Origin of the sequence: Herbaspirillum sp. UBA812, from assembly GCF_002296545.1 — a bacterium.
GTDB lineage: Bacteria > Pseudomonadota > Gammaproteobacteria > Burkholderiales > Burkholderiaceae_D > Herbaspirillum > Herbaspirillum huttiense.
In genome coordinates this window covers 1-26,872 of the sequence record NZ_DBIC01000141.1, presented here as the reverse complement: position 1 = coordinate 26,872, position 26,872 = coordinate 1, and the positions used below count along the sequence as shown (strand labels likewise).

Genomic DNA, 26,872 nt, shown 5'->3' with positions numbered 1-26,872 from the left:
GATATTGGTCTGGAAGGCGATGCCCTCCACGGTGGAAATGATCTCCGTGATCTTGTAGGCACTCTGCGAAATATCCTTCATGGTGTCGACCACGCGTTCCACCACTTCGCCTCCCTTCTGCGCGTGCAGCGAGGCCGCGCGCGCCAGCTGGTTGCCCTGGCCGGCGTTCTGGGTGTTCTGCTCCACGGTGGACGTGATTTCTTCCATGCTGGAGGCGGTCTCTTCCAGCGAAGCCGCCTGTTCTTCGGTACGGCGTGACAGATCCAGATTGCCCACCGCGATCTGGCCGGCGGCAGTGGAAATCGATTCGGCGGATCGCTTGATGCCGTCGACGATGCTGGTGAGCTGGGCACGCATGTTGTCGAGAGAGGCCATCAGGCTGTGCTGGTCGCCCTTGGCCAGCGGGATGCTCACCGCCAGGTTGCCCTGGGCGATCTGCGCCGCCAGGACCTGGGCATCGGCCGGTTCGCCACCCAGCTGGCGCAGGACACTGCGCACGATCAGGACGGCTGCGCTCAAGGCCAGCAGCACCGAGCCGGCCACCAGGGTCCAGATGGTCGTGGCGATGCGTTGATAGGTCGTTTCGGCATCGGCGGCGGCCTGATCGTTGAGATCGTCTTCCAGGCGGCCCAGCGCATCGAGGTTGTCGAGCCACTTGGCCTGCACCGGACGAATCTTCTGGACCAGCAGGTTGATCAGATCAGTGGTCTTGTTCTCCTGGGCCAGCGTGACGGCCTGTTTCAGCAGCGGCTCGGTATCGGCGGCGTTTTGCGCGATCTGATCAAAGAACTCACGTTCCTTGCGGGAGGTATCCGGCGCGTCAAAGAGCTTGCGCAGCTTGTCGCGGGCTTCCTGATAGTTTTTTTCCTGCACCTTGATGCGTTCGATTTCTGCGGACACCAGCGCTGGATCCTGGAACAGGGCGATGTTGCGGATGGCCAGGGCACGAATACGCACGCTGTTGTTCATGACGTCCGCCAGACCACCTTGCTGGTTGTTGGCGACGATGTTGCTCAGATTGCTCTTGACCGTGGACAAGCCCCACATGCCCACCAGCGAGATGACGAGCAGCAGGACGATGACGCCGGCAAAACCTAACGCCAGGCGAGTGGATACCTTCAGTTTGTTCATGAAAAAGCCCCTGTGGATGAAATGTGCTGCCGATTGGGTTGCAAAACCCCCCGTTCAGGCCTGCCTTGGCTGTTGCCGCCTTGTGCAGGTTTTGTGACTTTTCCCGTATATAAGTGGTGCAAAATGGCTTTTCACCATTGGCGCGGTGGTTTTGAGCCAATTGCATGGTTTTATTGCCATCATTTCCTTAGCTTTTGAAATGATTGCACGGGTGTTGTAACGCTATTGAGTGAGCTCAGCCAGAAAAGATCCATCAGGATGTGATTATTTTTCTCTGACACAAGTGCGATCCGTTCTCCTGTGCGAGGCGATTGCCAGCGCAGCGAAGAGGGCGTCGCATCGCTACCACAAGAGCCACAACGGTGCGAGGCCTGCACCGTACGCAGGCGAAGAAGAGGGATTTCGGGGCAAATTTGCTGCTTGCCCCGAAATGACGACGCTCAGATGCTGCCTCCGCTGCTGGTACGCGAATTGCTTATTCGTTCAAAACGGTTTTTATATAAATCAGCAGTTTATATATGGAACAAAATAAGTTATTCGGCGTCGAGATATCTGCTATATTGGCGTTGAATATCTCTCATATATAAATTGCTGTTTCATATATGGAACAATTTGGTGCCCGGCAGGAGGCACCCGTCCACCAGTGACGGCAGCCGGGAAGACTAGCCGGGGCGCACTCGCGCGCTGGGGCAATCAGCAGAGGCAACATGATCGAAATCGAATTCCGCAAGGTCGGCAAGAGCTTTGTCGATCGCCAGACAGCGCAAGCGCGCGCTGCCGTCACCAACGTCAACCTCTCCATCAAGAGTGGCGAAGTGGTCTCCATCATCGGGCCCTCGGGCTGTGGCAAGAGCACCCTGCTCAACATGGGGGCCGGGCTGTATCTGCCGAGTGAGGGCGAAGTCTTCGTTGGCGGCGAGAAGGTCATCAAGCCGGTGCGCAAGGTGGCCTTCATGCTGCAGAAAGACCTTCTCATGCCGTGGCGCAATATTCGCGCCAACGTCACCCTCGGTCTGGAGATTGACGGCATGCGCGAGGCCGAGCGCCGCCGCGTTGCCGACGAGTTGCTGGCCAAGTGCCACCTCAAGGGGTTTGAGGAGCATTACCCCTACCAGCTTTCCGGCGGCATGCGTCAGCGTGCCGCTCTGGCACGAACGCTGGCGGTGGATCCGCAGGTATTGCTGCTGGACGAGCCATTCTCGGCGCTGGATGCGCAGACCAAGATGGTGCTGCAGCAGGACCTGGCCAAGATGCTCTATGAAAAGAGGAAGACTGCGCTCTTCATCACCCATGACCTGGTGGAAGCCATCGCCCTGTCGGATCGCCTGCTTGTCATGAGCGAACGTCCCGGCACCATCGTCGAGGAAATCGAGGTCAACCTGCCGTTCCGCGACAACCCGCTGGAGCGCCGCAAGCTGCCCGAGATCGGCCCCTTGCAGGGACGCCTGATGGAACTGCTCAAGGTGGGCAAGGAAACCGCCGAACTCCACTGATTCACGCTGCATCTTCACCCGTCTTCACCCCGTCAACAGAGAGACCTCAAGGGAGAGCCTGAAACATGAAGAACCTGTTTGCATCCGCTACCAGTGCACTTGCCCTGGTCGCTGCCGTCGGTGCGTTCGTCGTCCCGGCGATGGCCAAAGCCGCACCGGAAGAAGTGACCTACCTGCTGCCCGCTCCACCGAATTCACCGGCCTTCGCGCCCTGGGTACTGGCACAGCACAAGGGCTATTACGCCGATGAGAACCTCAAGGTCAGTTTCATCGTCGCCAAGGGCGGCGTCGATGTGGCCAAGCAGATCGGTGCCGGCAATGCGGTCATTGGTGGCGCCATCGGTGATACCCCCATCGTGGTGCGGGCCAATGGCATTCCGGTGAAGGCCATCGCAGTACTGGGGGCGGGTTCGGTGACCATGGTGGCGGCCAATCCGGCTGAGGGCATCAAGACCCTGAAGGATCTGAAGGGCAAGACCGTCACCGTCATGTCCTATACCGATACCACCTATTACGCCTTTCTCGGCAGCCTCAAGACGGCCGGCCTGTCCAAGACCGACGTCCAGATCCAGGCGGCGGGCCCCTCCGGCGTGTGGCAGCTTTATACGTCCGGCAAGTCGCAGGGCTTTGCAGGCGTACCCGACTGGGTGGTCAATGCCACTGATGCCGGCGCAAAACTGGAGTTGCTGGACAACGGTGGTTTCAAGAGCATGGCACAAGCCATTCTGGCCTCCGATGACACCATCAAGAAAAACCCGGAACTGTTGAAGCGGTTGGTGCGTGCCACCCTGCGCGGCATGCAGGACATCATGAAAGATCCGAAGGCCGCAGCCGATGACTACGTCGCCGCCCTGCCCACCTACAAGGGCAAGGAGGCCAGCATCCAGACTACCTTCGAGATGTACAACAAGTATGTCTATGCCAGCCAGAAAACCCTGGGCCAGATTGATCCCTCACGCATGGACGCGGTACAGAAGTTCTACGTCAGCGAAGGCATCGTGAGCAAGGCGACGCCGGTCAATGAACTCTTCACCAACCAGTTCGTGGGAGTGGCCAAGTAATCATGAACACCACGACAGCTAAAGACCTGACCATGTCCAGTTCCGAGCCATCCGCAGCCGCTCCTTCCCGTCCGCGCCGCCACTTCCTGAGCGATAAGGCGCAGACCGTGTGCGGTAGCCTGGTGCTGCTGGTGCTCTTCATCGCCGCCTGGCAATGGGGCCCCGGCATGCTCGGCATGCCGGAATACATCCTTCCCAACTTCATGCAGGTGGTACGTGAAGGCGTGGTGATGTGGAACAACGCGCAGCTGCTGCAGCACTTCGGCATCACTGCCATGGAAGTCGTGTTCGGTTTCCTCTTCGGAGCCCTGCTGGGGCTGGCAGTAGGGGTGGCGCTGGGCTTGTCGCCGCGTGCCGAGGCGATGCTCTCGCCTTACATCCTGGCACTGCAGATTGCACCCAAGGTGGCGTTTGCGCCGCTGTTCGTGATGTGGCTGGGCTACACCATCTATCCCAAGATCATCGTGGCGGTATTGATCGTGTTCTTCCCCATCATGATCAATGTGCTCTCGGCAATCCGTACCGTCGACCCGGACATGGTCAACCTGGTGCGCACGCTCAACGCCGGCCGCTGGCAGATCTTCCATCTGGTCGAGTTCCGTTCGGCGCTGCCGGCTCTGTTCTCCGGCTTGCGCATCGCCTCCACGCTGTCGGTGATCGGCGTGACCGTCGGCGAGCTGGTTGGCGGCAATCAGGGGCTGGGCTATCTGCTGGTCGATGGCGAAGGGCAGGGCAATACGGCTGCTGTGTTCGTTTCCATCGTCGCATTGACGCTTATCGGTGTGGTCACCTACGGGGCCGTGGTGTGGGCCGAACGCAAGGTGCTGCACTACCTGCCCAAGGCCAATACCAGCACCGTCTGATATTGAGCGCGATTTCCCGATCGGTAACAGGAGCATGAACATGTCAGCAACAAGTACGGCGACTCTTCTGGCAGGACGACGCATTCTGGTCACGGGCGCGGCACGCGGCCTCGGCCTGGCGTTCGTCGAGGCCATCGCCGCTGCCGGTGCCAGAGTGGCCATGGCCGATATCCTGCAGGACACGCTGGCAGCATCGGTGTCGACGCTGCAGCAGCGCGGCCTGGCGGTCGAAGGTTTTTCACTGGATCTGGCCGATCCTGCCTCAGTGCAGTCCTGTGCACAGGCTGCCATCGCCTGGCTGGGCGGGCTCGATGGCCTCGTCAACAACGCCGCCATTACCAATTCCGGTGGCAAGAGCAGCGAGCAACTGGCGCTGGAGATGTGGGATCGCGTCATGGATGTCAACGTGCGCGGCACCTGGCTCATGACCAATGCCTGCCTGCCGGCACTGCGGGCCTCGGGGCGCGGCGCGATCGTGAACCTGTCCTCGGATACGCCGTTGTGGGGGGCGCCGAACCTGCTGGCCTATGTGGCCAGCAAGAGTGCAGTCATCGGCATGACCCGTTCGCTGGCGCGTGAAGTCGGTGCCGACAACATCACGGTCAATGCCGTGGCGCCCGGACTGACGCTGGTGGAGGCCACGGAGTACGTGCCGCGGGCGCGCCACCAGCATTACCTTGACGGCCGTGCCCTGCAGCGTGATCAGCTGCCCGAGGACGTATGCGGTGCCGTCGTCTTCGCGCTGTCGGATATGGCGCGTTTCTTTACCGGCCAGGTGATGGCCGTCAATGGCGGCTTCGTGATGCATTGAAGCGGCCTGCATGGCAAGTCAACTCCGTGCAACCGGATCAATTCAGGACCAATTCAAGGAGAAAAGCATGACCGATATGTCCGAGCAGGAAAGCATGGGCCGCAGCTGGGATCGCCCGGCAGGGGCCAGCTTCGCCGACTGGATGGAATCGCGCGTGGCGCGTCTGTCGACCCGCAAGTACGACTGGAATGCGCTGAAGTTCCAGGCCGACTACGACCCCAAGTACCGCCGCGCGCAGATGCGCTACATCGGCACCGGCGGCACCGGCGTGGCGCACGATGCCAACGTGATTCCGTCGGAGCACTTCACCTTCTCGACCATGATCATTCCGGCCGGCCACGAAGGTCCGTCGCACCTGCATGTGGATGTCGAGGAGGTGTTCTTCGTGTTGCGCGGCAAGCTCAAGCTGGTGCTTGAAAAGGACGGTGAACGCTTCGAAACCATCCTCACCGACCGCGACGTTGTTTCGGTACCGCCGGGCGTGTATCGCGAGGAAATCAACATCGGTGACGAAGATGCGCTGATGTGCGTGATGCTGGGGGCCAAGAAGCCTCTCACGCCGACCTATCCGCCCGAACATCCGCTGACCTCGGTCAAGCGCTGATCGTCCCGAGACCGCGCATGTCCGCCATCTTGTCCACCGGGTCCGCCATGTCATGCGAGGCGCTGTCCGCGTCGCTGGTGCTGCTCGACCGCCATTTCCCCGAGCAGTGCGTGGCGTTGCCCGATGGGCAGGTCAGTTATCGCAGCGCTGGCCGCAGCGATAGCGATCAGGTGGTGGTGCTGCTGCACGGCATCAGCTCCGGCGCGGCATCCTGGCTGAACATGGCATTGGCGCTGGCGAACGACGCCCGCGTGATCGCCTGGAATGCGCCCGGTTATGGCAGCTCCACAGCGCTGCCGATGGCCATGCCCAGGGCCAGCGATTACGCGGCACGCCTGCAGCAGATGCTGGCGGCGCTGGAGATCAGCCAATGCGTGCTGGTCGGTCACTCGCTCGGGGCCTTGATGGCCGCAGCCTATCTGGCTCGAGGTGATGGCCGCGCCACACGCACGCTGCTGGCCGACCCGGCCCTCGGCTATGGCGGGGCAGGGCAGCAAGAACGGTCAGTACAGGTTCGCCAGGAGCGCCTGGGCGCATTGCAGCGGCTCGGTGTGGCTGGCCTGGCCGCGCAGCGTACGCGTCTGCTGTCGACGCAGGCCAGTGATGAACAGCACGCCTGGGTGCGCTGGAACATGCAGCGGCTCGATGTGGCGGGTTATACCCAGGCGGTGCACTTGTTGTGCGGTGACGATATCGCGACTTATTTGCAGGCAGCGCCACGACGGGGGCTGTCGGTGGCCTGCGGCGCAGAAGACATTGTCACCACCCCACAGGCCAGTGAAGGGCTGGCCCGGCAATTTGAAATTCCCTTTCAATTGGTGGACGGCGCCGGCCATGCCTGTTATATCGAGCAGCCGTTGTCCTTTGCCGCGCTGGTGCGCGCGCAATTCACCTCAACCAACCAGAACAGATAATCATCATGAACAAACCAGTGATTCCAGAAGAAGAGTCGCAAGACAAGTACTCCGTCCCCGGCCTGGAACGCGGCCTGCGCCTGCTGTGCGAATTCAGCCGCCAGGACAAGACCCTTTCCGCTCCCGAGCTGGCGCGGCGCCTGGATATTCCACGCTCCACCGTGTTCCGCCTGCTGGCCACGCTGGAGCGCATGGGCTTCGTCGAACGTGCCGATGGCGGCCGCGACTATCGCCTGGGCATGTCGGTGCTGCGCCTGGGCTTTGAATACCTGGCCTCGCTGGAACTGACCGAGATCGGCCGTCCGCTGCTGGACCGCCTGCGCGACGAGATCGGCTATTCCTGCAACCTCGTGGTACGCGATGGCCGCTCCATCGTCTATGTCGCCAAGTCGGTCACCCAGACCGCCTTCACCAGTCACGTCAACGTCGGTACCCGTCTGCCGGCGCATGCTACCGTGCTGGGCCGCGTACTGCTGGAAGACCTGACTCTGCCGCAACTGCGCACCCTGTATCCGGAAGAACACCTGGAAGTCTTCTCCAGCAATACGCCCAAGACCGTGGTGGAACTGTTCGACATGGTGCAGGCCGACAAGGAGCGCGGCTTCGTGTTGCAGGAAGGTTTTTTCGAAACCAGCATTTCCACCGTGGCGGCTCCCGTACGCGATCACTCCGGCCATGTTGTGGCCGCCCTGGGTGCCACCATTCCGTCGCCGCATATCGACGCCAGCCAGCTCGATGTGATCGTGTCTCGCGTACGCGAGACCGCTGCCGAACTCTCGCGTCTGCTCGACCATGCACCGGAGCGTGGGGCCAAGGTCGTCAACATGTGGCGAGGCTGAGATGGCGATGACTTCTCTCCAGGGCAAGGTGGCGGTGGTGACCGGCGGTTCCTCCGGGATTGGCTTGGCCACCGTGGAACTCTTGCTGGAAGCGGGTGCAGCGGTGGCCTTCTGCGGTCGCGACGGTGAGCGTCTGCAGCATGCCGAAGCTGCGCTGCGCAAACGGTATCCCGCGGCGCGGTTGTACAGCGCGCCCTGCGACGTACTGGTGCAGGAGCAAGTGCGGGCCTTTGCCGCCTCGGTGGAAAACACGCTGGGCCCGGTTTCCATGCTGGTCAACAATGCTGGTCAGGGTCGCGTCTCGACTTTTGCCGACACCCCTGACGAGGCCTGGAGCGAAGAGCTGCATCTCAAATTCTTTTCGGTGATTTATCCGACGCGTGCCTTCCTGCCGCAACTGCAGGCCATGAGTGCGCAGCATGGTGATGCCGCCATCGTATGCGTCAACTCGTTGCTGGCGACCCAACCTGAGCCGCACATGGTGGCCACATCGGCCGCCCGCGCCGGCGTGCACAACCTGGTACGTTCGCTGGCCACCGAACTGGCCTGCGGGGAGGCCGCCCGTGTGCGCGTCAACGGCATCCTGATCGGGCTGGTGGAATCGGGCCAATGGCGCCGCCGCTACGCCGCTCGAGGTCCGGAGCTGCAGGACCAGAGCTGGGCCCGGTGGACCGCTGCGCTGGCCGCAAAAAAACAGATCCAACTCGGCCGTCTCGGCCTTCCCCGGGAAGCTGCGCAGGCGATCGTATTCCTCGCCACGCCGCTTTCCTCGTACACCACAGGCAGCCATATCGATGTTTCAGGAGGACTTTCCCGCCATGCCTAATACCCAATCCAAAGTCACCGTCGGCTGCGCGATCGCGGCTTTCCTCGAACAGTGCGGCGTGAAGGCTGCCTTCGGTGTGATCTCGATCCACAACATGCCCATCCTTGATGCCTTCGGCGAGCGCGGCAAGATCCGTTTCATCCCGGCGCGCGGTGAGGCCGGCGGTGCCAACATGGCCGATGCCTATGCACGTACCACGGGCGGACTGGGTGTCTGCCTGACCTCGACCGGTACTGCCGCCGGCAATGCCGCCGGTGCCATGGTCGAGGCGCTGACCGCCGGCACACCGCTATTGCATCTGACCGGCCAGATCGAAACGCCTTATCTGGACCAGAGCCTGGCGTACATCCATGAAGCCCCGGACCAGTTGAGCATGCTCAAGGCGATCTCAAAGGCGGCTTTCCGCATCCGCAGCGTCGAGACGGCCATCAGCACCATCAAGCTGGCCGTGCAGACCGCACTGACGCCGCCCATGGGGCCGGTCTCGGTCGAGATCCCCATCGACATCCAGGCGGCCATGATCCCCCTGCCGATCAATCTGCAGCCGCTGGCCATTCCGCAGAGCGTACCGTCGGCGCGTGCGCTGGACGAACTGGCCGAGCGGCTGATGAAAGCCAAGCGCCCGCTGCTGTGGCTGGGCGGCGGTGCCCGTCATGCTGGAGCGCAGGTACAGCGTCTGCTGGCATTGGGTTTCGGTGTCGTGACCAGTACCCAAGGGCGAGGCATCGTGCCCGAGGATGATCCGCGCTCGCTGGGTGCCTTCAACCTGCACAAGCCTGTCGAGCAGTTCTACCAGAGCTGCGATGCCATGCTTGTGGTCGGTTCGCGCCTGCGCGGCAACGAAACGCTGAAATACGAACTCAAGCTGCCGCGTCCCTTGTACCGGGTCGATGCCGATCCGGCGGCCGAGGGCCGCTGCTATACCAGCGACTATTTTGTCTGCGGCGATTCCGCGTTGGTGCTGGCGGGACTGGCCGATCGCCTGGCGGCACTCAAGGTCGATCCCGATTTCATGGGAGATCTCAAGAAGGCTCGTGACACGGCGGTGCATGGACTGGTCGATGGCCTCGGTCCCTACAGCGCGCTGGTGGAGCAACTGCAGCAGGCCGCCGGTCGCGAATTCAATTGGGTGCGCGACGTGACGGTCTCCAACAGCACCTGGGGCAACCGCCATCTGCGCATCTTCGATCCCCGCGCCGGCGTGCATGCGCTGGGTGGCGGCATCGGCCAGGGATTGGCCATGGGCATTGGTGCGGCCATCGGTGCTGCGGTCACCCAGTCCGGCAAGAAAACCTTCACGCTGGCCGGCGACGGCGGATTCATCCTCAACCTGGGCGAGCTGGCCACGGCCGTGCAGGAACAGGCCGACATGGTGATCGTACTGATGAACGACAAGGGCTATGGCGTCATCAAGAACATTCAGGATGCGCAATACGGCGGTCGTCGCCATTACGTGGACCTGCATACGCCTGATTATGCCGAGCTGTCCTCGGCGCTCAAGTTGCGACACAAACGCGTGGGCGATCTTGCCGAAGTCGCAGCCGGACTGGACGAGGCCTTGTCCTCCCCGGGGCCGTTCCTGCTGGAAATCGACATGCTGGCGATCGGCAGCTTCAAGACCGCTTTTGCCGGCCCGCCGGTCAACGAAAAGGAAAAGGCCGCTGCCGCGGCGGCGGCTGTCGTTGCGGCTGCCGCGACAGCGGCCACGGCCTGAGGAGAACGGCATGCTGCACGTATCGATGATCGGATGCGGTGCCATTGGCGCGGGCGTCATGGAAATCCTCAAAAGCGATCCCGAGGTGGCGTTCGACATGGTGGTGGTGCCCGAGGCCCACATGGAGCGTGCCCGCAGCACCGTCTCCACGCTGGCACCCGCGGCGCAGGTAGTGTCGCGTCTGGGCGAGGAGCGTCCCGATCTGCTGATTCAATGCGCCGGCCATCAGGCCATCAGCGAACACATCATTCCGGCTCTGGAGCGCGGCATCGCCTGCATGGTGGTGTCCATCGGTGCCTTGTCAGAACCCGGTCTGGTCGACAAGCTGGAAGCTGCCGCCCGTGCCGGGCGCACGCAGGTGCAACTGCTGTCTGGCGCGATCGGTGCCATCGATGCGCTGGCCGCCGCCAAGATCGGCGGTCTGGATGCGGTGATCTACACCGGACGCAAGCCCCCTCAAGCCTGGAAAGACACGCCAGCAGAGTCGGCCTTCAATCTGGACGCGTTGCAGGAAGCCACGATGATCTTTGAAGGCAGCGCCCGCGAAGCCGCTCGCCTCTATCCCAAGAATGCCAATGTCGCGGCCACGCTGTCGCTGGCCGGGCTGGGGCTGGACCTGACGCAGGTGCGGCTGTATGCCGATCCCGGCGTGAGCGAGAACATTCACCACGTGGATGCCAGCGGTGCCTTCGGCGGTTTCGAGCTGACCATGCGCGGCAAGCCGTTGGCCGCCAATCCCAAGACATCGGCGCTGACCGTCTACAGCGTGGTGCGTGCCCTGGGCAATCGCGCCCATGCGCTGTCGATCTGAACCGGGCCAGGAGAAGTTGACCATGTTGAATCTGAATGACATCCAGCCCATCTGCATTGCCGGCCAGTGGCGTCCGGGAGCCGGTGATCGCTATGCCACGCTCTATCCCGCCACAGGCGAAGCGGTGGCCAGCCTGCACGCGGCCAGCGTGGCCGATGTGGAGGAAGCCATCCTTGGTGCCGACCGTGCGTTTCGCACCAGTGGCTGGGCGCAGAAGAAACCGCACGAACGCGCTGCCGTGCTGTTTCGCGTGGCGCAGCTGATCCGCGAGAACGGCGAAGCGCTGGCGCAATTGCAGCGCCTGGATAATGGCAAGCCCATCAGCGAGACACGCAACCTGGTCGCCAGCGCTGCTGCCACCTTCCAGTTCTTTGCTGCTGCCTGCGAGACCCTGGAAGAATCGCTGACCCCCATGCGTGGCGACAACCTGACCATGAGCGTGCATGAGCCCATGGGGGTGGTGGCCGCCATTACGCCATGGAATTCGCCCATCGCCAGCGAAGCGCAGAAGATGGCGCCGGCGCTGGCGGCTGGCAATGCGGTAGTGGTCAAGCCGGCGGAAGTCACGCCGCTGGCCGCGCTGGCGCTGGCACGTTTGTGCATCGAGGCCGGCGTACCCGCAGGCCTCATCAGCGTACTGCCGGGCAAGGGTTCGGTCATCGGGGATGCCATCACGCTGCATCCGCTGGTCAAGCGGGTTTCTTTCACTGGCGGCACCAGCACCGGCAAGCACATCGCCCACATCGCCGCCGACAAGATGATGCCGGTGTCCCTGGAGCTCGGTGGCAAGTCGCCGACCATGGTGTTCGAGGATGCCGACATTGATCATGCCGTCGCCGGCGTGCTCTATGGGATCTTCAGCAGTTCCGGTGAATCCTGCATTGCCGGTTCGCGCCTGTTCGTGGCGCGGTCCTTGCATGAACCGTTCATGGAGCGACTGGCGGCGGGTGCTGCTGCGCTGCGCGTGGGCGATCCGGCGGACGAACGCACCCAGATGGGGCCGCTGATCACCGCGCGTCATCGTGAGGGCATCGAGCGCTACGTCGACATGGGCGTCACCGATGGCGGCCGCATCCGCACCGGTGGCGTGCGTCCCAAGGGCCCCGCCTTCGAGCGTGGCTACTTCTATACGCCGACCATCATCGAGGGAGTGCGCAATGATCAGAGGATCTGTCAGGAAGAGATTTTCGGGCCGGTACTGGTGGCCATGCCTTTCGACGATGAGGAGGATCTGATCCGGCAGGCCAACGATAGCGTCTACGCCCTCGCCGCCGGCATCTGGACCCGCGACTACAAGCGTGCCTGGCGCGTGGGCCGTGCGGTGCAGGCCGGCAATGTCTGGATCAACACCTACAAGCAGTTCTCGATCTCGACCCCTTTCGGCGGCTGGCGCGACAGCGGCTTGGGCCGCGAGAAGGGACGGCTGGGCATCCTGCAATACATGGAGCAGAAGGCGATGTACTGGGGCCTGAACGAACAGCCGCTGCCCTGGGCCGGCTGAACACGCAATGGAGAATCACATGGACGTTTTGGGTATCGACGAAATCATCTACGGCGCAGACGACCTGCCGACCTGCCGCCGTTTCTTCCTCGACTGGGGCATGGTGCTGGAACAGGAGAGCGCAGCCGAGCTGGTCTTCGTATCGCAGAACGGCTGTCGCGTCATCGTGCGTGACAGCGCCGATCCCAGCCTGCCGCCGGCCATCGAGGCCGGTCCGACCCTGCGCGAAGTGGTGTGGGGCGTGTCCTCGGCGGCGGTGCTGGACAAGTTCGCCAGTCGCATCGGCGGTCTGCCCGGTTTTCTCAACGACGGCCGGCGCGTGGGCTGTACCGATCCCAACGGACTGGCGGTGCGTTTCCAAGTCTCGACCAAGCGCGAGGTGGAGCTGCAATGCGCCCGTATGAACACCTGGAACGAGAAGAACCGCATCAACCAGCGCAGCCCCATCTACGAGCGCGCTGCGCCCATCGAAGTAGGACACGTGGTGTTCTTCGTCAAGGATGTGAAGGCCTGTGAAAAATTCTATTGCGAGCATTTCGGCTTCGTGCCCTCCGACCGTTATCCGGAACGCGGTGCCTTCCTGCGCTGCGCCGACGTTGGCGGCCATCACGACATCTTCCTGCTGCAACCGCCGGAGGCGCGCGCGGGCCTGAACCACGTGGCCTTCACGGTGCGCGACATCCATGAGGTCTTTGGTGGCGGCATGCACATGTCACGCCAGGGCTGGGACACGCAACTCGGGCCGGGTCGCCATCCGATTTCCTCTGCCTATTTCTGGTACTTCAAGAATCCGGCCGGTGGCCTGATCGAGTATTACGCCGACGAAGACCAGCTCGATGCGCACTGGGAACCACGCGACTTCGAACCGGGACCGACGGTGTTTGCCGAATGGGCCATCGATGGCGGCATCGACGGCAATACGCGCCGCCAGAAGAATGCCCAGGGACCTAGCGGCAAATTCCTCACCGACCGTGCGGCGGCGGACAAGTAAATCATTGACCAAAGGAGATCAACATGTCCTTCAAGATCGGAGTCCTCGGTGCCGGCATCGGCGGCCTCACGGCAGCCATTGCCCTGCAGCGCGCCGGACATGAGGTGGTGGTGTATGAGCAGTCACGCCAGTTCCTGCGCGTGGGCGCAGACATCAACCTGACGCCCAATGCGGTCCGCGCACTGGACGGGTTGGGCATCGGCGAGGCCGTGCGCCGGACCGCTGCACGTCCCACGCATCGCATCAGCCGCACCTGGAATAGCGGCGAGGAAACGTCGCGCTTGACCATGGGCGACACCGCCGAACAGAAATATGGCGCGCCGCAGCTGACCATCCATCGTGCCGATCTGCTGGCAGCGCTGGCCGAGGTGTTCCCGCTGGAGCAGGTGCGCTTTGCCAAGCGTGCTGAAGCGATCCGCGAGGAGGGCGATGGCATTGACCTGCACTTCACCGATGGCAGCACCGATCGCGTCGATGTGCTCATCGGCGGCGATGGCATCCATTCTGCCGTGCGCACCGCCATGTTCGGCGCGGAAAGCCCGCGCTTCACGGGGGTGGTGGCTTTCCGTGCCGTCGTGCCTGCAGCGAAAGTGGCCGGTGTCCCCAACCTGCAGGCCTTCACCAAATGGTGGGGACCGAATCCGGAAAGCCAGATCGTGACCTTCCCGTTGAATCGCGGCGAGGATATCTTCATCTTTGCCACGACCGCCCAGGAGAGCTGGCATCTGGAATCGTGGACCACACCGGGCAACGTGCAGGAACTGCGCGACAGCTATGCGGGCTTCCATCCCGACGCCATGGCGCTGCTGGACGCCTGCGACGAAGTGCTCAAGACCGCGCTCTATGAACGCGATCCGTTGCCGGCCTGGGCCAGGGGCAACATGGCCTTGCTGGGAGATGCCTGTCATCCCATGATGCCGTTCATGGCGCAGGGGGCCGGCATGGCCATCGAAGATGCCGTGGTGCTGGCACGCTGCCTGGCCACCGTGTCCGCGCTCGGCGACGTGGCCGCTGCTCTGCACCGTTACGAGCAGTTGCGCATGGAGCGTGCCTCGACCATCCAGATCGGATCGCGCGGCAACAACTGGCTGCGCGCAGGCGGCAATGCCGACTGGGTCTATGGCTACGACGCCTGGCAGGTACCGCTGCAGCCGCAAGTTGCAGCCGTTGCTGCATGAGACAGGGCGTGCCAGTGAAACCGGAAGACCCCGCCGACACCATGCTGCTGACCATCGTCCTGAAGCATGACCAGTCCATGAATCTCGACCAGATTCAGGCCCACATGAAGGCGATGGACTGGTGGGAGCGGTTTCCTGTTGCCGGAACGCGCGTGGTGTCCTGGACCGTGGCCATGGGCCTGGGCCAGATCGTCACGCTGGCGCTGCCGCCAGCGCTGCTGCCGCAAGTCAATGTCGAGCTTGAACGCTCGGCCTGGGGCGTGTTCCGCACCGAGTGCTACCCCACTTACGATTTTGTTCCCGTGCGCGAGCGCATTCGCGAGCGCGTCAGAAAAGGAGGCCAATGATGGTTGCAACTGTTACCGATGTCTATCTCAATCCGCACCAGGCGCGCCGCCGCCCGCCGACCCAGTTCGAAGATCTGCTGGGCGATTCCATCGAGCGCGCCTACGCCGCCGGAATCCACGAATTGGGCGCGCTGGTGGCGCATCTCAATCGTACCGGTCCGAGCTGTCCGTACAACGCCGGTGTCTGGACCGAAGCCAATTATCAGGAAGAGATCGCCCGCCTGGCCGCTTGATGGCGACCGCCAGCCCTTACAGGAGAGTACCCAAATGAGAACTGCTGCCCATGATCCCGTCGATGCCGTCCTGGCTGTCGGCCTGAAAGACCTGTGGTATCCCGTCTGCCCGTCCGAGTTCGTGGCTGAGAAGCCGGTTTCGCTACGCCGCCTGGGCAAGAAATTCGTGTTCTGGCGCGAGCCCTCGGGCAAGCTGCATGCGCTGGAAGATCACTGTCCGCATCGCGGTGCACCGCTGTCCATGGGCATCCCCATGGGAGACCGCATCGCCTGTGGCTATCACGGCGTGCAGGTGCGTTTCGACGGTGTGGTCACCAGCGTGCCCGGTAGCCCCGGTTGCAAGCTGGAGGGTGCCAAGGCTCCCCGCCGCTTCCACGTGACTGAAGCGGCCGGTGCCATCTTCCTCTACAACAGCCTGGAGGATGTCGACACGCCACCGCCGCTGCGCCTGCCTGAAGAGCTGACCAGCCCGGAGTACTCCAGCTTCCTGTGCTACACCGAGTGGAAGGGCGACTATCGCTACGTGCTGGACAACGTGATGGACCCGATGCACGGCACTTTCCTGCACAAGCAGTCGCACTCCATGGCCGAGGGCGACAATACCGCCAGCTTCGGCATCCGCGAGACCGACATCGGCTTCGTCTTCGAAAAGGAAGGCCAGCGTGACGTCAACTTCGACTGGACCGAATGGGGCGATACCGGCCTGCACTGGATGCGCCTGGCCATTCCCTATCCCAAGACCGGCGGTCCCGGTGGCAGCTTCGTCATCATCGGCAGCTACACGCCCGTCGTCGACAACATCGCTGCCGTCTTCCACTGGCGCTGCCGCAAGCTCTCGGGCTGGCAGCGTGATACCTGGCGCTTCCTCTATCGCAACCGCCTGGAAGCGCGCCACTGGAACGTGCTGGAGCAGGACCGGGTGGTGCTGGAACTGATGGAGCCGGATGCCAACCAGCGTGAGATGCTGTACCAGCACGATATGGGCATCGTACGCCTGCGCCGTCATATGCGCGGACTGGCCAAGGCCCAGCTGGCGCGCGAGGAGGAACTGGCGGCGGCCAGGGCACCGGTACGCGCGGCATGAGCGACGCCGCCCGTGGGCCCGTCATGCGTCATGTGAAGTGCGCCAGCGTGCCGGAGCCGGACGCTGCGACCTGGTCCAATTGCCTGGTGATCGGCGAGGACATCGTCATGTCTGGCATGACGGCGCATCCGGCCACGCGGCAGCAGACGCTGGATACCTATCGGCAGACGCTGGTGGTGCTCCGCAAGATCGCCGACCTGGTGAGCGCTGCCGGAGGAACACCGGACAGCATCACCAAGCTGGTGATCTACCTGACCGATATCGCGCACAAGGATGAGGTGGGACGGGCGCGCCGTGACTTCTTCGGCGAACAGGGTCCGTATCCCTGCTCCACGCTGGTGGAAGTCAGCGCTCTGGTGTTTCCGGAGCTGACGGTGGAAATCGATGCGTATGCCCGGCTGGGTGTGGATCTGCGGCAGGCTGTGCGCGTGACCGTATGAGCGTGTTTGAACGAATCTGAATTGATGGTGGTGCATTCATGAGCAGTCCTCTTCTTTCCGTCCGTGTGCAGGCCATGCGCTTCGAGGCGCTAGGCGTTGTCAGCGTCGAACTGTGCCTGCCCGACGGCGGCGAGTTGCCGGCTTTCGAGGCCGGTGCGCACATCGACCTGCATCTGGCCAACGGTCTGGTGCGCAGCTATTCGCTGTCGAATTCACCGGCCGAGCGTCATCACTATGTCGTTGGCGTGCTCCACGACCGTGCCAGTCGCGGTGGATCGCGCTATGTCCACGAACAACTGCGGGTCGGGTCGACGCTTTCCATCTCGGCACCGCGCAACAATTTTCCGCTGGAGGAAGCGGCACCCCTGTCGGTGCTGATCGCAGGCGGTATCGGCATCACGCCGATCTCCTGCATGTATCACCACCTGCGGGCCCAGGGCAAGGAAGCGGTACTGCACTACTGCGCGCGTTCCCGCAAGGAAGCCGCTTTCACCGCCCAACTGCTCGGTCAGCCGGGCGTGAGCAGCCATTTTGATGACGAGGCCGGTACCGCGCCTGATCTGCGTGCCGTATTGGGGGCCTATCCGAAGGAGTCGCATTTCTATTGCTGCGGACCGACTCCCATGCTCAACGCCTTTGAAAGTCTGTGCGAAGAACTGGGTCTGCCCAACGTGCACATCGAGCGCTTCGCCGCCGAGAAAGTGGCACCCGTCCAACACGGCAGCTATGTCGCCGAACTGGTGCGCAGCAAATCCAGCCTCACGGTCCCGGCCGGCAAATCGTTGCTGGATACCCTGCTCGATGCTGGCATCGCGGTCGACCACAGCTGCCGCGAAGGGGTGTGCGGTGCCTGCGAGACGCGTGTGCTGGAAGGCGAACCGGAGCATCGCGACGGCGTCCTCAGCAAGGCCGAGCGCGCCGCCGGCAAGACCATGATGGTGTGCGTTTCCGGCTGCAAGGGGCAGCGCCTGGTGCTGGACCTCTAGCTGCAGTAGCGCAATACCATGCCCGTGCTCCGGCACCGGGCATTTTTTTGATCCCGAAAAATTTTTGGAACGGCGATCCATAGGTGAAACAAATATCACCGGACCCGGGCCACCCGGCAAGCCTGTGCTGCCCGCTGACCATGCAGCGGCGGCCTTGCCGGCAGAAGTCACCTTTCCTGCGCACGGGGCACAGGGGAGCAGTGAGTGAATGCGGCCTGGCCGCATGTTTGGACTTTATTCGTTGAAGGGGAGTTTGATGAAGAAGTTAATGATGGCCGCAGCGGCCTCCTGTCTGTCGGCGGGAGCCTTTGCGCAGAGCAGCGTGACCATCTACGGCAGTCTCGATGCTGGCGTAGCCTATATCAACAACCTCAATGGCGGCTCGGTATCGCGCCTGGATCAGGGCACGATGCAGCCGGACCGCATCGGCTTTCGCGGGACCGAGGACCTGGGAGGCAACCTGAAGGCCATCTTCCAGCTCGAAGCCGGCTTCTACACCGATAGTGGTGCTACCCCCAATTCGTCCAAGCTGTTCAACCGTTACAGCACCATCGGCCTGTCCGGTGACTTCGGTGCAGTCACCTTGGGCCACATGCCCGACGTCGTGTTCGACTACGTGGGCAAGTTGTCCAACGGCTTCCAGCTGACCAACTGGTATCTGTTCCATCCGGGTAACCTGGACAGCCTGGCCAACACCTACCAGTTCGACAATGCCGTGCGCTATACCTCTCCAACCCTGGGTGGTTTTCAGGGCAGCCTGATGTACGGCTTCGGTGAAGTGGCTGGGGACAGCAGCAATGGCCGCAACGTCAGTGCGGGCGGCACCTACACCAATGGTCCGTTCCGTGCGGCGCTGGCCTATTCGAAGCTGAACAATCGCGCTGCCGGATTTGCCGGGACCTTCCTGACCAGCGTGGGTCTGGGCAATGCGGCGACGGTCTTCAACAGCCTGACCACGACGGCCGGCGGCCTGGGCTATACCATTGGCAACGTGCGTCTCAATACGGCTTACACGCAGGTCAAACTGGCTCTGCCCAGCGGTGCCACGCCCAAGCAGAAGAACCTGGATCTGGGTGCGGCGTGGCGCTACGCAACGCTCGATACCATCAACTTCGGCTACGGTCTCTCCAAGCTGGAGGGCGCACGCTGGAACACCTTCAGTCTGTCCCATGTGCATGAATTCTCCAAGCGCACCCAGTGGTACGTGCAGGCGGCTTACCAGCGTGCCGGTGGCGATGCACGCTTTGCCGTCATGAACGGTACCGGCGCCTCCGGTGCCACCGGAGTCTCCGGTGGGCAGGGCCAACTGGTCACCACCATCGGTATGCACCACTCGTTCTGATGTCCGGAACAGGCTCTCATGCCGAGGGCCGCTTTACCTTCTGTGAATAGTCTGGTCTTGCGTGCGCCCCTCCTGGAGCGGATGGGCGTTTCGTAGTGCCTTGGGCGGAGAAGCAGTTTTCTCCGCCATTTTTTTATCCATACCGGATTGATTGCCGGACGGCACCGCTGTCGCGTCCGCCGGCATTCTTGCGTCGCGGAGAGTCTTCATGCCTGCACACCTCAAACTGGGTACACGTCTTTCGCTGGGCTTCGGCCTTGTGCTGGCGCTGCTGACCGGCATTACAGTCCTGGCCATCGCCAGTCTGTTCACATTGCACCAGGATACGCGCCGCATCGTCGAGGACCGTTACCCGCAGGTCCTGCTGGCCAATGACGTGCTCTTGCGCATCAGTGAAAACGCCAGCGCCATGCGCAACCTGCTGCTGCTGGATGACCATCAGAAGCTGACCGAGGAGATTGCCCGCATCGCCAAGGGCGAAACTGCCATCACGGCGACTCTGGACCAGTTGCAGGCGCGCCTGTCCAGCGAGCAAGGCCGCAAATCATTTGCCGAAATCCTCGCCTTGCGTAGCAAGTATCACGAGGGACAGCAGCGCTTCCTGCAACTGGCTTCCACCGGTGCCACCATGGACGCCACCGAATTTCTGCTGACCACGCTGCGCCAGGATCAGGAGAACACCATCGCGCGGCTGAAGGGCTACATCGCCGTTGGTACGCGAATGATGGAGCGCAGCGGTGAAGAAGCCGCCGCGCAGTATCACCAGAAGACACGCATCATGCTGGCCATCGCCCTGCTGGCAGTGGCATCCGGCGGTGCGTGCGCGTGGTGGATCACGCGTTCCATCACCCGCCCGGTGCGGCATGCGGTCGGGGTGGCGCAGCAGGTGGCCCATGGCAACCTCGACAGTCGTATCGAGCAGGGGGGGCGGGACGAGCTCGGCCAGTTGCTGGAGGCGTTGCGCCAGATGAATGGCAGCCTCACCGGCATCGTGGGCGAGGTACGAAGGGGGGCCGAGACCATTGCCACCGCATCCTCCGAGATCGCCGGCGGCAATCTCGATCTCTCTTCGCGTACCGAGCAGCAGGCAGGTTCGCTGGAGCAGACCGCCGCCGCGATGGAAGAACTCACCTCCACCGTGCGCCAGACCGCGGACAACGCCAAGGCTGCCAACCAGCTCGCAGCCGAAGCCGCGACAGTGGCTGCGCGCAGCGGTGCGGTAGTGCAGGAGGTGGTAGCAACCATGGCGGGCATCAGCCAAGCCTCGAGCCGCATTGTCGACATCATCGGCGTGATCGATGGCATCGCCTTCCAGACCAACATCCTTGCCTTGAACGCAGCGGTGGAAGCGGCACGCGCCGGTGAACAGGGCCGGGGGTTTGCGGTGGTTGCCTCGGAGGTGCGCTCGCTGGCCCAGCGTTCCGCCGGCGCCGCCAGGGAAATCAAGGCGCTCATCGATGATTCGGTGGCGCAGGTGGATGCCGGTGGACGTCTGGTGGAGCAGGCCGGCTCGACGATGGAAAACGTGGTATCAGCGTGCAGCGCGTTTCGCACATCGTCGGGGAGATCAGTGACGCTACCCAGGAACAGCGCACCGGCATCGAACAGGTCAATCAGGCCATCGTGCACATGGATGAGACGACGCAGCAGAATGCCGCACTCGTGGAACAGGCGGCTGCGGCTGCGCAGTCCTTGCAGCAGCAGTCGCAGCGGCTGCGCGAACTAGTGGGCGTGTTCCGGCTGCCGCTGCTGCCACCGGAGGAGGCTGCTCAGGCAGTGGAGCTTGCGGGTGCCGTTGCCGGTTTGCCCCGATACAGCACCAGCGTTGCGATCAGCCCGCAGACCGCCGCAAAGCTCATCCAGTAACCAGGGGCGGCCTTGTCGCCGGTCGACTCGATCAGCCAGGTCGAGACCAGCGGCGTGAAGCCGCCGAAGATCGCGGTAGCCAGGCTGTAGGCCAGCGAGAAGCCGACCGTGCGCACGTGTGCCGGCATCACTTCAGTCAGCGCCACCACCGCCGCGCCGTTGTAGCTGGCATAGAGGAAGGACAGCCACAGCTCGGTGATCAGCAGGTTCTTGAAACTGATGTCGGCGACCAGCCAGGACATCATCGGATACGCCGTCAGCAAGGTCAGCAACGTGAAGGCCACCAGCACCGGACGACGGCCCACGCGATCCGACAGTGCGCCCATGACGGGCAGCCAGCAGAAGTTGGACAAGCCCACGCAGAAGGTCACGATGAGACTGTCGGAGGCCGACAGCTTGAGCACGGTCTTGCCGAAGGTCGGCGTGTAGACCGTGATCAGATAGAAGGACACGGTCGTCATCACCACCATCATCATGCCGGCCACCACGATCTTCCAGTTCTGGGCGATCGAGGCCATGATTTCCGCAAAACCCGGATGGTGCTTGCGGGCCATGAATTCTTCCGTTTCCTGCAGCGAGCGGCGAATGATGAAGATGGCCGGCACGATCATGCAGCCGATGAAGAAAGGAATGCGCCAGCCCCATTCGCTGATCTGCAGCGGCGACAGCCACTGGCTGACCAGATAGCCGATCAAGGCGGACGCCATGATGGCCGCCTGCTGGCTGGCCGACTGCCAGCTCACGTAAAAGCCCTTGTTGCCGGGCGTGGCCATCTCGGCCAGATAGACCGACACGCCGCCCAGCTCCACCCCCGCCGAGAAGCCCTGCAGCAATCGTCCCGTCAGCACCAGGATCGGTGCCGTGATGCCGATGGTGGCATAGCCGGGCACGAAGGCGATCAGCAAGGTGCCGATGGCCATGATGGCCAGCGTCACGATCAAGCCCTGGCGACGGCCGACGCGATCGATGTAGCTGCCCAGGATGATGGCGCCCAGCGGGCGCATCAGGAAGCCCGCACCGAAGGTGCCGAAGGTCAGGATCAGCGAGACGAACTCGTTGTCCGACGGGAAGAAGGTCCTGGAGATGTAGCTGGCATAGAAGCCATACAGGAAGAAGTCGAACATCTCCAGGAAGTTGCCGCTGGTCACGCGCAGGACGGTGGACAGCTTGGAGTGCTTGGCGGTGCTGCTTGTTTTGGTTGTTGTGTTCATGTCGGTCTCTCTCTTTCTCTCTTTGAGGCAGTACTTGGACGCCTTCCTTCACATTCTTCAGCGAGGCGCGGGGTCCAGGCCGGATGCCTTGATGGCGTCGATGGCTTCGGGCGAGGCCAGGAAGTCCAGCAGTTCCCTGGCGGCCTTGGGCTGGTGGGTGCCGACCACGACGCCGCCGGAGAAGGGGGTGATCTGCTGGGCGCTCTCGGGGATCGGCCCGATGATGTCGATGCCCTTGACCGGCTTCAGTTCGGAGATCTGCTGCAGGCCCACTTCGGCATCGCCGCGGGCGATCACTTCACCGACCGGTTCGGCCGGAATCATGCGGCCCTTGTAGGCCATCTGCTGGTCGATGCCCAGGCGCTTGAACAGCTTGGTGGAGAGGAACACGCCGCTGGCGCTGTCGGAGTAGACCACCGAATGGGCGGTCAGCAGGGTGCGCTTGAAGGCGTCGATGCTGGAGATGTCAGGCTTGGGGGCACCGGCCTTGACGGCCAGGCCGATGCGCGAGAGGGCCAGCAGCTTGTGCTCGGACTTGGAAACCTTGCCTTCGGCCACCAGCTTGTCCAGCGAGTCGCCGACCATGATCACCACGTCGATCTGTTCGCCGCGTTGCAGGCGGTTGGGAATGGCTTGCGGGGTTTCTCCCATGGACGGGCCCCAGCCGGAGATGAGTTTGTGGCCGGTCTTCTTTTCGAAGGCGGGGGCGAGTGCCTTGTAGGCGGCGGCAAAGCCACCCGAGCTGACCACGTGCAGGTCGGCGGCAGCAGCCAGCGAAGTGACGGCACCCAGCGCCAGGGCCAGGACACTGCGCTGCAAGAGGGAGGTGCGCACACTGCGTGCGGTGGAGTTGGAACGGATCATGCGGATCTCCTGATGACGATGTATTTCGTCGTGGTGAGGGATGAAACCCGGCAGTTTGCGTAGAATCCGTTGAAAAGTTAATTGCAATTATTCTGGGGATTGATAAAAAATGCGCATCAATATCGAGACCGCCGAATTGCAGGCCTTTCTCGCCGTCGCGCGCCAGTCAAGCTTTCGGGCGGCGGCTGAGGGTCTGTTCATCACGGCACCGGCACTGAGCCGCCGCATCGAGAACCTGGAGCAGGCCTTGCAGGAAAGGCTGTTCGATCGCACCACCCGGCGGGTCTCGCTCACGCCTGCCGGTGAATTGTTCCTGGTGCACGCCCAGGCCGTGATGGATGAACTGGAGCTGGCCGTCAGGAGCGTGGAGCAGGGCATGGCGCATCGGCGCGAACACGTGACGGTGGCCTGCGTGCCCTCGGTGGCCAACAATTTGCTGCCGCTGGTATTGAAACCGTACGCGCGCACGCATCCCAATGTGCGGGTGCGCATCATCGACGAAAATGCGGCGGAGGTGCTGGAGAGCGTGCGCAAGGGCGAGGCCGATTTCGGCGTGAACTTCATCGGCGCGCAGGAAGCCGAGATCGATTTCCAGGAATTGACGCGCGAACGTTATCTGGCGGTGATGCCGGCCCATCATCCGCTGGCTGCGCAGAGCAGCTTGCACTGGAAGTCGCTGGCGGGGGAGAAGCTGGTGTCGGTCTCCTCCAGCAGCGGCAACCGCAGCCTGATCGACAATGCCTTCTCGCGGGTACCGCAGCGGCCGGTGATCCAGTATGAGACCAATCACGTGGCCGGGGCCATCAGCCTTGTCGCCGCCGGGCTTGGGGTGGCCTTGCTGCCGGAGCTGGCCATTCGCAATGCGCCCTACAAGGGCATTGTGGCGCGGCCGGTGACCAGTCCGGTCTTGAGCCGGGCGATGGGCTTGATTACCTTGAAGGGACGGGTCCTGAAACCGGCGGCCGCGACGCTGGCGCAAGCCTTGCGCGAGGCGATGGCGAGCAAGCCGCGTAAATGATTTTCTGGTACACAGGGCTGCCTAAATTTTGTGCGGTTTATTGGGAGGGCAGGCGGGGACGGCACTTGCGTGGGGTGAAAATGGCTTATCCACAAGTTTATGCACATAAAACGGGGATAAGTTCCCAGCGTTGGCGCGGTTTCTGGCGGGGTTGCGCAAATTATTTGCAAAACCGTTGGCCATAAAAAAGGCCCTCGCAAGCGAGGGCCTTTTTGTTTGTATTCTTTGCAATCCGGACCTGCGGTTGATGCTGTTGTCCATGACTCGCTGTCTGTCAAAAAACGGGGTGGCGGCATGCGCTGGAGGGCGCGGTTGCGGCGGTCTTTTTTCGAAGAGGGGCGATTATATAGCTGTGGGCGGAAAAATGATACTGCTCGCTGCAGAAAATTATTTTCGCTCCGGGGAGGGCTGTCTTTCCCGGACAAATGGATAGCCGGACTGGTACAGGATCCATCCTTGGCCCTGCTGGCAGGCGATTTCGCGATGCACGAAGAAAATGAAGTCCTTGACGAACGGCGCAGGTCAACGGAAATTATCCATGGACAGACAGCGGTAGCGACGGTGAGCCAGTCTTCGGAGAAATCATTCTCGAGCTGCGCACCAAAAAACTTTTACGTCTTCCGGGGCCAGGAAGAACGCTGATGCCAGGTCCCTGGACGGACTTGAACAACAAAAAGCCCGCAGTGTCATCGAACACTGCGGGCTTTCAAACATCTCTGTACTGCATCGAATAATTCTTTGGTGCCGGGAGCCGGAATGCAGATCCCAGCATTTACGCGGCTTGCCGGGCCGTGTGCGGGATTTGTGTGGCTTTTCGCGTCACGAATGCCCTTACTTCGGACCGAATCCATACCTTCAACTTGCGCCCGCTGGTCGGTCCAGGCGCCGGGAATCCGGGCATTTTCACCAGCACATCACGTGCGTGACGGACACTGCAGTGGTGCATTTCTGCAATTTCTTCGATGGTGATCAGGTCATTTTGCATTGCTATTTCCTGCGTTGAGTATGATTCCGGAGCGGCGCAATACTTCCGCCACCATTTCATCGGTTGATTCCATGCAGCTCTGCACGATCCTATCGTAACGCTGCCATTCGGCGTTACTTTTTAGCAGCGCAGAATTCATGCTAGACGCAGTTTCTCGCAACTCGATCTGAGTTATGCGCATGGCATTTTGAAGTTCTTCGTCGGTGAAGTCTCTGTAGTTCATGATTTCTCCTGGTCCAAATCGAGCCATCCCGGGCTCTTGTCAAACGCCTTTTCAATCCGTTGCGCCAAGGTGTTTCCGATGTTGCGTGTTGCATTTGCTCGCAAGTATTGAGACAGGTTCTGCTCGCTCATGCCCAGCATTTCTGCCAGTGCTGTATGTGTTTTCAACGTGTCCGCAAGGAGCAATGTGTTTTTCAGGCGGATCGCGTGTATCGGTCTAGCGCTCATCGTTCTCTCCCATCCACCGCTTCCTCTCCCTTGCATCCCTGCGCTCGTCTCGTCGGGGGCGGCGGGTCATGCGATTCTCCGAATAATCAGTTCTGGCTTGCGCGGCCAGCATTCTTTTGTTGCTACTGCATGAAAGCGCCTGATGGTCTTGCTAAAGTGACCGCGTGCTGCGCGCTCTGGCGAATAGCATAATGTCGCGCCTGCGAGGAATTCATCTTTCCAGGGGTCTCGTATTTCAAAGTGGATGAAGCGTGGACGGATCTGTTTTTTCTTGCGGGTCATGGCATGTTCCTCCCGATTTCTGCTGCAGCACCTGTGATGCACTTGCAGAATGCTTCCGATAGCGTGCATGTCTCGTATCCCCAGCTCCATGGCACGAACACGCCATCCTGCTCGTAGAAGCAGGTGATGCTTTGCTCGGTTATCTGAATTCTCATCTTTCCTGCAGCGCACAGCCTCATGGCTAGTCTGGCTGCGTCGCCTTCATCTGAGCTCGGATTCCACCATTCATATGGCGGAGCACCGCTTGAAATCTTCAGCCCCCAATCTGGGTCGAAAGCCCATGCATCGCGGGAATAAAATCCCGCCGCCTTCGCCGCCATCTCCAACAGCTCGCGATCTGTGCTCATGATTGCTCCTTCTTCCGGTTCTTCCTCTCCCTCACCCAATCAGGTATTCCGAAGAGGATTACATACCCTGTTTTCCACAGGAGGATTAGGAGGCGGTCTAGCATGATGGGATGTCCTCTACTTCATCGCCAAACTTCGATGCAACGAATGCCCGCATGGCGGCGATGAGGGGAGTTTTTGCAAACCACCAGCCTGTAATGCCATCAACACGAGCTGACCAATCAAATACTGTTGGTTCTAGTTCGATGCGCTCGCGCTCGATGATCGGGCCGCCCTGAGCCCAATCTGTTGATGGTTTCCAATCCCTTGTTGTTATTTCGTTGTAAGCATCCTTCCCGCATGCAATGCAGATAAAATCTGTGCCCCAATTGCCACATTTGGTTCGGGTCTGCTCATGCAAACAACGTCCTTCGGTCTTGGCCACCCAGTAATCCAGCGCTGCCCCTTCAAGTTCTACTGTCTTCATGCTTCCTTCTCCTTGACTACGCGGTAGGCGACGATGTCGGCAAACGATCTGCGGCGAGCGTGAGACCAGTCCCAAAAGTCAGCGCGTTCACCTTGCATTTCGATGCCATCTCGAAATCCTACTTGCACGATAGTTTCGCCATCCACCGGGCACTCACCGCCCTTCCACTCAATCCATTCAGACATGCTTTATCCCTCCTTATTCGCCGGTGCTG

The 26,872-nt window shown here is 61.9% G+C and carries 31 protein-coding genes and 1 pseudogene; 22 read left to right on the top strand and 10 right to left on the bottom strand.

Annotation, left to right across the window (positions count from 1 at the left end; genetic code table 11):
• A partial coding sequence (locus B3873_RS08980; protein WP_286865403.1) for an MCP four helix bundle domain-containing protein occupies positions 1–1,131 on the bottom strand: 1,131 nt, incomplete at its 3' end.
• A 707-nt stretch (positions 1,132–1,838) separates the two neighbouring features.
• On the opposite strand from B3873_RS08980, the gene B3873_RS08975 reads away from it, so the two are divergent.
• The 20 genes and pseudogenes from B3873_RS08975 (at position 1,839) to B3873_RS08880 (ending at position 21,035) form a co-directional block, all read left to right on the top strand.
• The gene (locus tag B3873_RS08975) at positions 1,839–2,624 is read left to right on the top strand and encodes an ABC transporter ATP-binding protein (RefSeq protein ID WP_276839418.1); all 786 of its coding nucleotides are present in this window, start codon (positions 1,839–1,841) and stop codon (positions 2,622–2,624) included.
• Positions 2,625–2,689: 65 nt separating this feature from the next.
• Positions 2,690–3,685, top strand: a complete 996-nt coding sequence (locus tag B3873_RS08970) for an ABC transporter substrate-binding protein (protein WP_286865402.1) — start codon at positions 2,690–2,692, stop codon at positions 3,683–3,685.
• Between the two features lie 2 nt (positions 3,686–3,687).
• On the top strand, positions 3,688–4,548 hold the full coding sequence (locus B3873_RS08965; protein WP_039787821.1) for an ABC transporter permease: 861 nt from the start codon (positions 3,688–3,690) through the stop codon (positions 4,546–4,548).
• A 40-nt stretch (positions 4,549–4,588) separates the two neighbouring features.
• A complete protein-coding gene (locus tag B3873_RS08960; protein ID WP_276839415.1) occupies positions 4,589–5,359 on the top strand; it encodes an SDR family oxidoreductase in 771 nt (256 codons plus the stop codon).
• A 67-nt stretch (positions 5,360–5,426) separates the two neighbouring features.
• On the top strand, positions 5,427–5,963 hold the full coding sequence (locus B3873_RS08955; RefSeq protein WP_286865399.1) for a cupin domain-containing protein: 537 nt from the start codon (positions 5,427–5,429) through the stop codon (positions 5,961–5,963).
• A gap of 17 nt (positions 5,964–5,980) precedes the next feature.
• On the top strand, positions 5,981–6,877 hold the full coding sequence (locus B3873_RS08950; protein ID WP_286865396.1) for an alpha/beta fold hydrolase: 897 nt from the start codon (positions 5,981–5,983) through the stop codon (positions 6,875–6,877).
• 5 nt (positions 6,878–6,882) lie between these two features.
• Positions 6,883–7,716, top strand: a complete 834-nt coding sequence (locus B3873_RS08945) for an IclR family transcriptional regulator (protein ID WP_039787816.1) — start codon at positions 6,883–6,885, stop codon at positions 7,714–7,716.
• A 1-nt stretch (position 7,717) separates the two neighbouring features.
• The gene (locus tag B3873_RS08940; RefSeq protein WP_286865394.1) at positions 7,718–8,542 is read left to right on the top strand and encodes an SDR family oxidoreductase; all 825 of its coding nucleotides are present in this window, start codon (positions 7,718–7,720) and stop codon (positions 8,540–8,542) included.
• Positions 8,535–10,256, top strand: a complete 1,722-nt coding sequence (locus tag B3873_RS08935) for a thiamine pyrophosphate-binding protein (protein WP_286865392.1) — start codon at positions 8,535–8,537, stop codon at positions 10,254–10,256. The genes B3873_RS08940 and B3873_RS08935 overlap by 8 nt, the downstream gene beginning before the upstream one ends.
• Positions 10,257–10,266: 10 nt before the next feature.
• Positions 10,267–11,067: an aspartate dehydrogenase gene (locus B3873_RS08930; RefSeq protein WP_286865390.1), complete on the top strand. Its 801-nt coding sequence runs from the start codon at positions 10,267–10,269 to the stop codon at positions 11,065–11,067.
• Between the two features lie 22 nt (positions 11,068–11,089).
• A complete protein-coding gene (locus B3873_RS08925) occupies positions 11,090–12,568 on the top strand; it encodes an aldehyde dehydrogenase (RefSeq protein WP_039787808.1) in 1,479 nt (492 codons plus the stop codon).
• A 19-nt stretch (positions 12,569–12,587) separates the two neighbouring features.
• Complete coding sequence (locus B3873_RS08920; protein WP_286865387.1) at positions 12,588–13,559, top strand: VOC family protein; 972 nt, start codon at positions 12,588–12,590, stop codon at positions 13,557–13,559.
• Positions 13,560–13,582: 23 nt separating this feature from the next.
• Positions 13,583–14,737: an FAD-dependent monooxygenase gene (locus B3873_RS08915; RefSeq protein ID WP_276839399.1), complete on the top strand. Its 1,155-nt coding sequence runs from the start codon at positions 13,583–13,585 to the stop codon at positions 14,735–14,737.
• A gap of 41 nt (positions 14,738–14,778) precedes the next feature.
• A complete protein-coding gene (locus tag B3873_RS08910) occupies positions 14,779–15,084 on the top strand; it encodes a hypothetical protein (protein ID WP_286865384.1) in 306 nt (101 codons plus the stop codon).
• A complete protein-coding gene (locus tag B3873_RS08905) occupies positions 15,084–15,317 on the top strand; it encodes a recombinase-like helix-turn-helix domain-containing protein (RefSeq protein ID WP_286865405.1) in 234 nt (77 codons plus the stop codon). Before B3873_RS08910 ends, B3873_RS08905 begins: the two co-directional genes overlap by 1 nt.
• Before the next feature lie 34 nt (positions 15,318–15,351).
• Entirely contained in the window at positions 15,352–16,401 is a 1,050-nt protein-coding gene (locus tag B3873_RS08900; RefSeq protein ID WP_286865382.1) for an aromatic ring-hydroxylating oxygenase subunit alpha, read from the top strand.
• A complete protein-coding gene (locus B3873_RS08895; RefSeq protein ID WP_034338502.1) occupies positions 16,398–16,841 on the top strand; it encodes a RidA family protein in 444 nt (147 codons plus the stop codon). Before B3873_RS08900 ends, B3873_RS08895 begins: the two co-directional genes overlap by 4 nt.
• Positions 16,842–16,879: 38 nt before the next feature.
• Positions 16,880–17,827, top strand: coding sequence for a PDR/VanB family oxidoreductase (locus tag B3873_RS08890; protein ID WP_286865376.1), 948 nt, complete (start codon positions 16,880–16,882; stop codon positions 17,825–17,827).
• 268 nt (positions 17,828–18,095) lie between these two features.
• Positions 18,096–19,169, top strand: coding sequence for a porin (locus B3873_RS08885; protein ID WP_310796484.1), 1,074 nt, complete (start codon positions 18,096–18,098; stop codon positions 19,167–19,169).
• A gap of 208 nt (positions 19,170–19,377) precedes the next feature.
• Positions 19,378–21,035: pseudogene (locus tag B3873_RS08880) on the top strand (methyl-accepting chemotaxis protein).
• Here the strand turns inward: B3873_RS08880 and B3873_RS08875 are convergent.
• Both B3873_RS08875 and B3873_RS08870 read right to left on the bottom strand, forming a co-directional pair.
• A complete protein-coding gene (locus B3873_RS08875) occupies positions 20,939–22,246 on the bottom strand; it encodes an MFS transporter (protein ID WP_209531578.1) in 1,308 nt (435 codons plus the stop codon). The pseudogene B3873_RS08880 and the gene B3873_RS08875 overlap by 97 nt on opposite strands.
• 57 nt (positions 22,247–22,303) lie before the next feature.
• Positions 22,304–23,110, bottom strand: a complete 807-nt coding sequence (locus B3873_RS08870) for a substrate-binding domain-containing protein (RefSeq protein WP_209531575.1) — start codon at positions 23,108–23,110, stop codon at positions 22,304–22,306.
• A 109-nt stretch (positions 23,111–23,219) separates the two neighbouring features.
• On the opposite strand from B3873_RS08870, the gene B3873_RS08865 reads away from it, so the two are divergent.
• Positions 23,220–24,128, top strand: coding sequence for a LysR family transcriptional regulator (locus B3873_RS08865; protein ID WP_121038496.1), 909 nt, complete (start codon positions 23,220–23,222; stop codon positions 24,126–24,128).
• Positions 24,129–24,584: 456 nt separating this feature from the next.
• Complete coding sequence (locus B3873_RS08860) at positions 24,585–24,770, top strand: hypothetical protein (protein WP_157845765.1); 186 nt, start codon at positions 24,585–24,587, stop codon at positions 24,768–24,770.
• 130 nt (positions 24,771–24,900) lie between these two features.
• Here B3873_RS08860 and B3873_RS08855 read toward each other — a convergent pair whose 3' ends face one another.
• From B3873_RS08855 to B3873_RS08825, 7 genes are all read right to left on the bottom strand, one after another.
• On the bottom strand, positions 24,901–25,113 hold the full coding sequence (locus B3873_RS08855) for a hypothetical protein (RefSeq protein ID WP_286865371.1): 213 nt from the start codon (positions 25,111–25,113) through the stop codon (positions 24,901–24,903).
• Positions 25,103–25,336 carry a hypothetical protein gene (locus B3873_RS08850; RefSeq protein ID WP_286865369.1) on the bottom strand — a complete coding sequence of 78 codons (234 nt, stop codon included), beginning with the start codon at positions 25,334–25,336 and terminating at the stop codon, positions 25,103–25,105. Before B3873_RS08850 ends, B3873_RS08855 begins: the two co-directional genes overlap by 11 nt.
• Entirely contained in the window at positions 25,333–25,563 is a 231-nt protein-coding gene (locus tag B3873_RS08845; protein WP_286865367.1) for a helix-turn-helix domain-containing protein, read from the bottom strand. Before B3873_RS08845 ends, B3873_RS08850 begins: the two co-directional genes overlap by 4 nt.
• A gap of 66 nt (positions 25,564–25,629) precedes the next feature.
• Entirely contained in the window at positions 25,630–25,845 is a 216-nt protein-coding gene (locus B3873_RS08840) for a hypothetical protein (protein ID WP_286865365.1), read from the bottom strand.
• Positions 25,842–26,192 (bottom strand): hypothetical protein, encoded by a 351-nt coding sequence (locus tag B3873_RS08835; RefSeq protein ID WP_286865364.1) that lies wholly within the window; start codon positions 26,190–26,192, stop codon positions 25,842–25,844. The genes B3873_RS08840 and B3873_RS08835 overlap by 4 nt, the downstream gene beginning before the upstream one ends.
• Positions 26,193–26,289: 97 nt before the next feature.
• Positions 26,290–26,658, bottom strand: coding sequence for a DUF2591 domain-containing protein (locus B3873_RS08830; protein WP_286865363.1), 369 nt, complete (start codon positions 26,656–26,658; stop codon positions 26,290–26,292).
• Complete coding sequence (locus B3873_RS08825; RefSeq protein ID WP_286865361.1) at positions 26,655–26,843, bottom strand: hypothetical protein; 189 nt, start codon at positions 26,841–26,843, stop codon at positions 26,655–26,657. Before B3873_RS08825 ends, B3873_RS08830 begins: the two co-directional genes overlap by 4 nt.
• Positions 26,844–26,872 lie beyond the last annotated feature (29 nt).

What these genes read in the sequence shown, in the direction of transcription:
- B3873_RS08975 (WP_276839418.1), top strand. Translation starts at nt 1,839, where the DNA reads ATGATCGAAATCGAATTCCGCAAGGTCGGCAAGAGCTTTGTCGATCGC.
- B3873_RS08970 (WP_286865402.1), top strand. Translation starts at nt 2,690, where the DNA reads ATGAAGAACCTGTTTGCATCCGCTACCAGTGCACTTGCCCTGGTCGCT.
- B3873_RS08965 (WP_039787821.1), top strand. Translation starts at nt 3,688, where the DNA reads ATGAACACCACGACAGCTAAAGACCTGACCATGTCCAGTTCCGAGCCA.
- B3873_RS08960 (WP_276839415.1), top strand. Translation starts at nt 4,589, where the DNA reads ATGTCAGCAACAAGTACGGCGACTCTTCTGGCAGGACGACGCATTCTG.
- B3873_RS08955 (WP_286865399.1), top strand. Translation starts at nt 5,427, where the DNA reads ATGACCGATATGTCCGAGCAGGAAAGCATGGGCCGCAGCTGGGATCGC.
- B3873_RS08950 (WP_286865396.1), top strand. Translation starts at nt 5,981, where the DNA reads ATGTCCGCCATCTTGTCCACCGGGTCCGCCATGTCATGCGAGGCGCTG.
- B3873_RS08945 (WP_039787816.1), top strand. Translation starts at nt 6,883, where the DNA reads ATGAACAAACCAGTGATTCCAGAAGAAGAGTCGCAAGACAAGTACTCC.
- B3873_RS08940 (WP_286865394.1), top strand. Translation starts at nt 7,718, where the DNA reads ATGGCGATGACTTCTCTCCAGGGCAAGGTGGCGGTGGTGACCGGCGGT.
- B3873_RS08935 (WP_286865392.1), top strand. Translation starts at nt 8,535, where the DNA reads ATGCCTAATACCCAATCCAAAGTCACCGTCGGCTGCGCGATCGCGGCT.
- B3873_RS08930 (WP_286865390.1), top strand. Translation starts at nt 10,267, where the DNA reads ATGCTGCACGTATCGATGATCGGATGCGGTGCCATTGGCGCGGGCGTC.
- B3873_RS08925 (WP_039787808.1), top strand. Translation starts at nt 11,090, where the DNA reads ATGTTGAATCTGAATGACATCCAGCCCATCTGCATTGCCGGCCAGTGG.
- B3873_RS08920 (WP_286865387.1), top strand. Translation starts at nt 12,588, where the DNA reads ATGGACGTTTTGGGTATCGACGAAATCATCTACGGCGCAGACGACCTG.
- B3873_RS08915 (WP_276839399.1), top strand. Translation starts at nt 13,583, where the DNA reads ATGTCCTTCAAGATCGGAGTCCTCGGTGCCGGCATCGGCGGCCTCACG.
- B3873_RS08910 (WP_286865384.1), top strand. Translation starts at nt 14,779, where the DNA reads ATGCTGCTGACCATCGTCCTGAAGCATGACCAGTCCATGAATCTCGAC.
- B3873_RS08905 (WP_286865405.1), top strand. Translation starts at nt 15,084, where the DNA reads ATGGTTGCAACTGTTACCGATGTCTATCTCAATCCGCACCAGGCGCGC.
- B3873_RS08900 (WP_286865382.1), top strand. Translation starts at nt 15,352, where the DNA reads ATGAGAACTGCTGCCCATGATCCCGTCGATGCCGTCCTGGCTGTCGGC.
- B3873_RS08895 (WP_034338502.1), top strand. Translation starts at nt 16,398, where the DNA reads ATGAGCGACGCCGCCCGTGGGCCCGTCATGCGTCATGTGAAGTGCGCC.
- B3873_RS08890 (WP_286865376.1), top strand. Translation starts at nt 16,880, where the DNA reads ATGAGCAGTCCTCTTCTTTCCGTCCGTGTGCAGGCCATGCGCTTCGAG.
- B3873_RS08885 (WP_310796484.1), top strand. Translation starts at nt 18,096, where the DNA reads ATGATGGCCGCAGCGGCCTCCTGTCTGTCGGCGGGAGCCTTTGCGCAG.
- B3873_RS08875 (WP_209531578.1), bottom strand. Translation starts at nt 22,246, where the DNA reads ATGAACACAACAACCAAAACAAGCAGCACCGCCAAGCACTCCAAGCTG.
- B3873_RS08870 (WP_209531575.1), bottom strand. Translation starts at nt 23,110, where the DNA reads ATGATCCGTTCCAACTCCACCGCACGCAGTGTGCGCACCTCCCTCTTG.
- B3873_RS08865 (WP_121038496.1), top strand. Translation starts at nt 23,220, where the DNA reads ATGCGCATCAATATCGAGACCGCCGAATTGCAGGCCTTTCTCGCCGTC.
- B3873_RS08855 (WP_286865371.1), bottom strand. Translation starts at nt 25,113, where the DNA reads ATGCAAAATGACCTGATCACCATCGAAGAAATTGCAGAAATGCACCAC.
- B3873_RS08850 (WP_286865369.1), bottom strand. Translation starts at nt 25,336, where the DNA reads ATGAACTACAGAGACTTCACCGACGAAGAACTTCAAAATGCCATGCGC.
- B3873_RS08845 (WP_286865367.1), bottom strand. Translation starts at nt 25,563, where the DNA reads ATGAGCGCTAGACCGATACACGCGATCCGCCTGAAAAACACATTGCTC.
- B3873_RS08840 (WP_286865365.1), bottom strand. Translation starts at nt 25,845, where the DNA reads ATGACCCGCAAGAAAAAACAGATCCGTCCACGCTTCATCCACTTTGAA.
- B3873_RS08835 (WP_286865364.1), bottom strand. Translation starts at nt 26,192, where the DNA reads ATGAGCACAGATCGCGAGCTGTTGGAGATGGCGGCGAAGGCGGCGGGA.
- B3873_RS08830 (WP_286865363.1), bottom strand. Translation starts at nt 26,658, where the DNA reads ATGAAGACAGTAGAACTTGAAGGGGCAGCGCTGGATTACTGGGTGGCC.
- B3873_RS08825 (WP_286865361.1), bottom strand. Translation starts at nt 26,843, where the DNA reads ATGTCTGAATGGATTGAGTGGAAGGGCGGTGAGTGCCCGGTGGATGGC.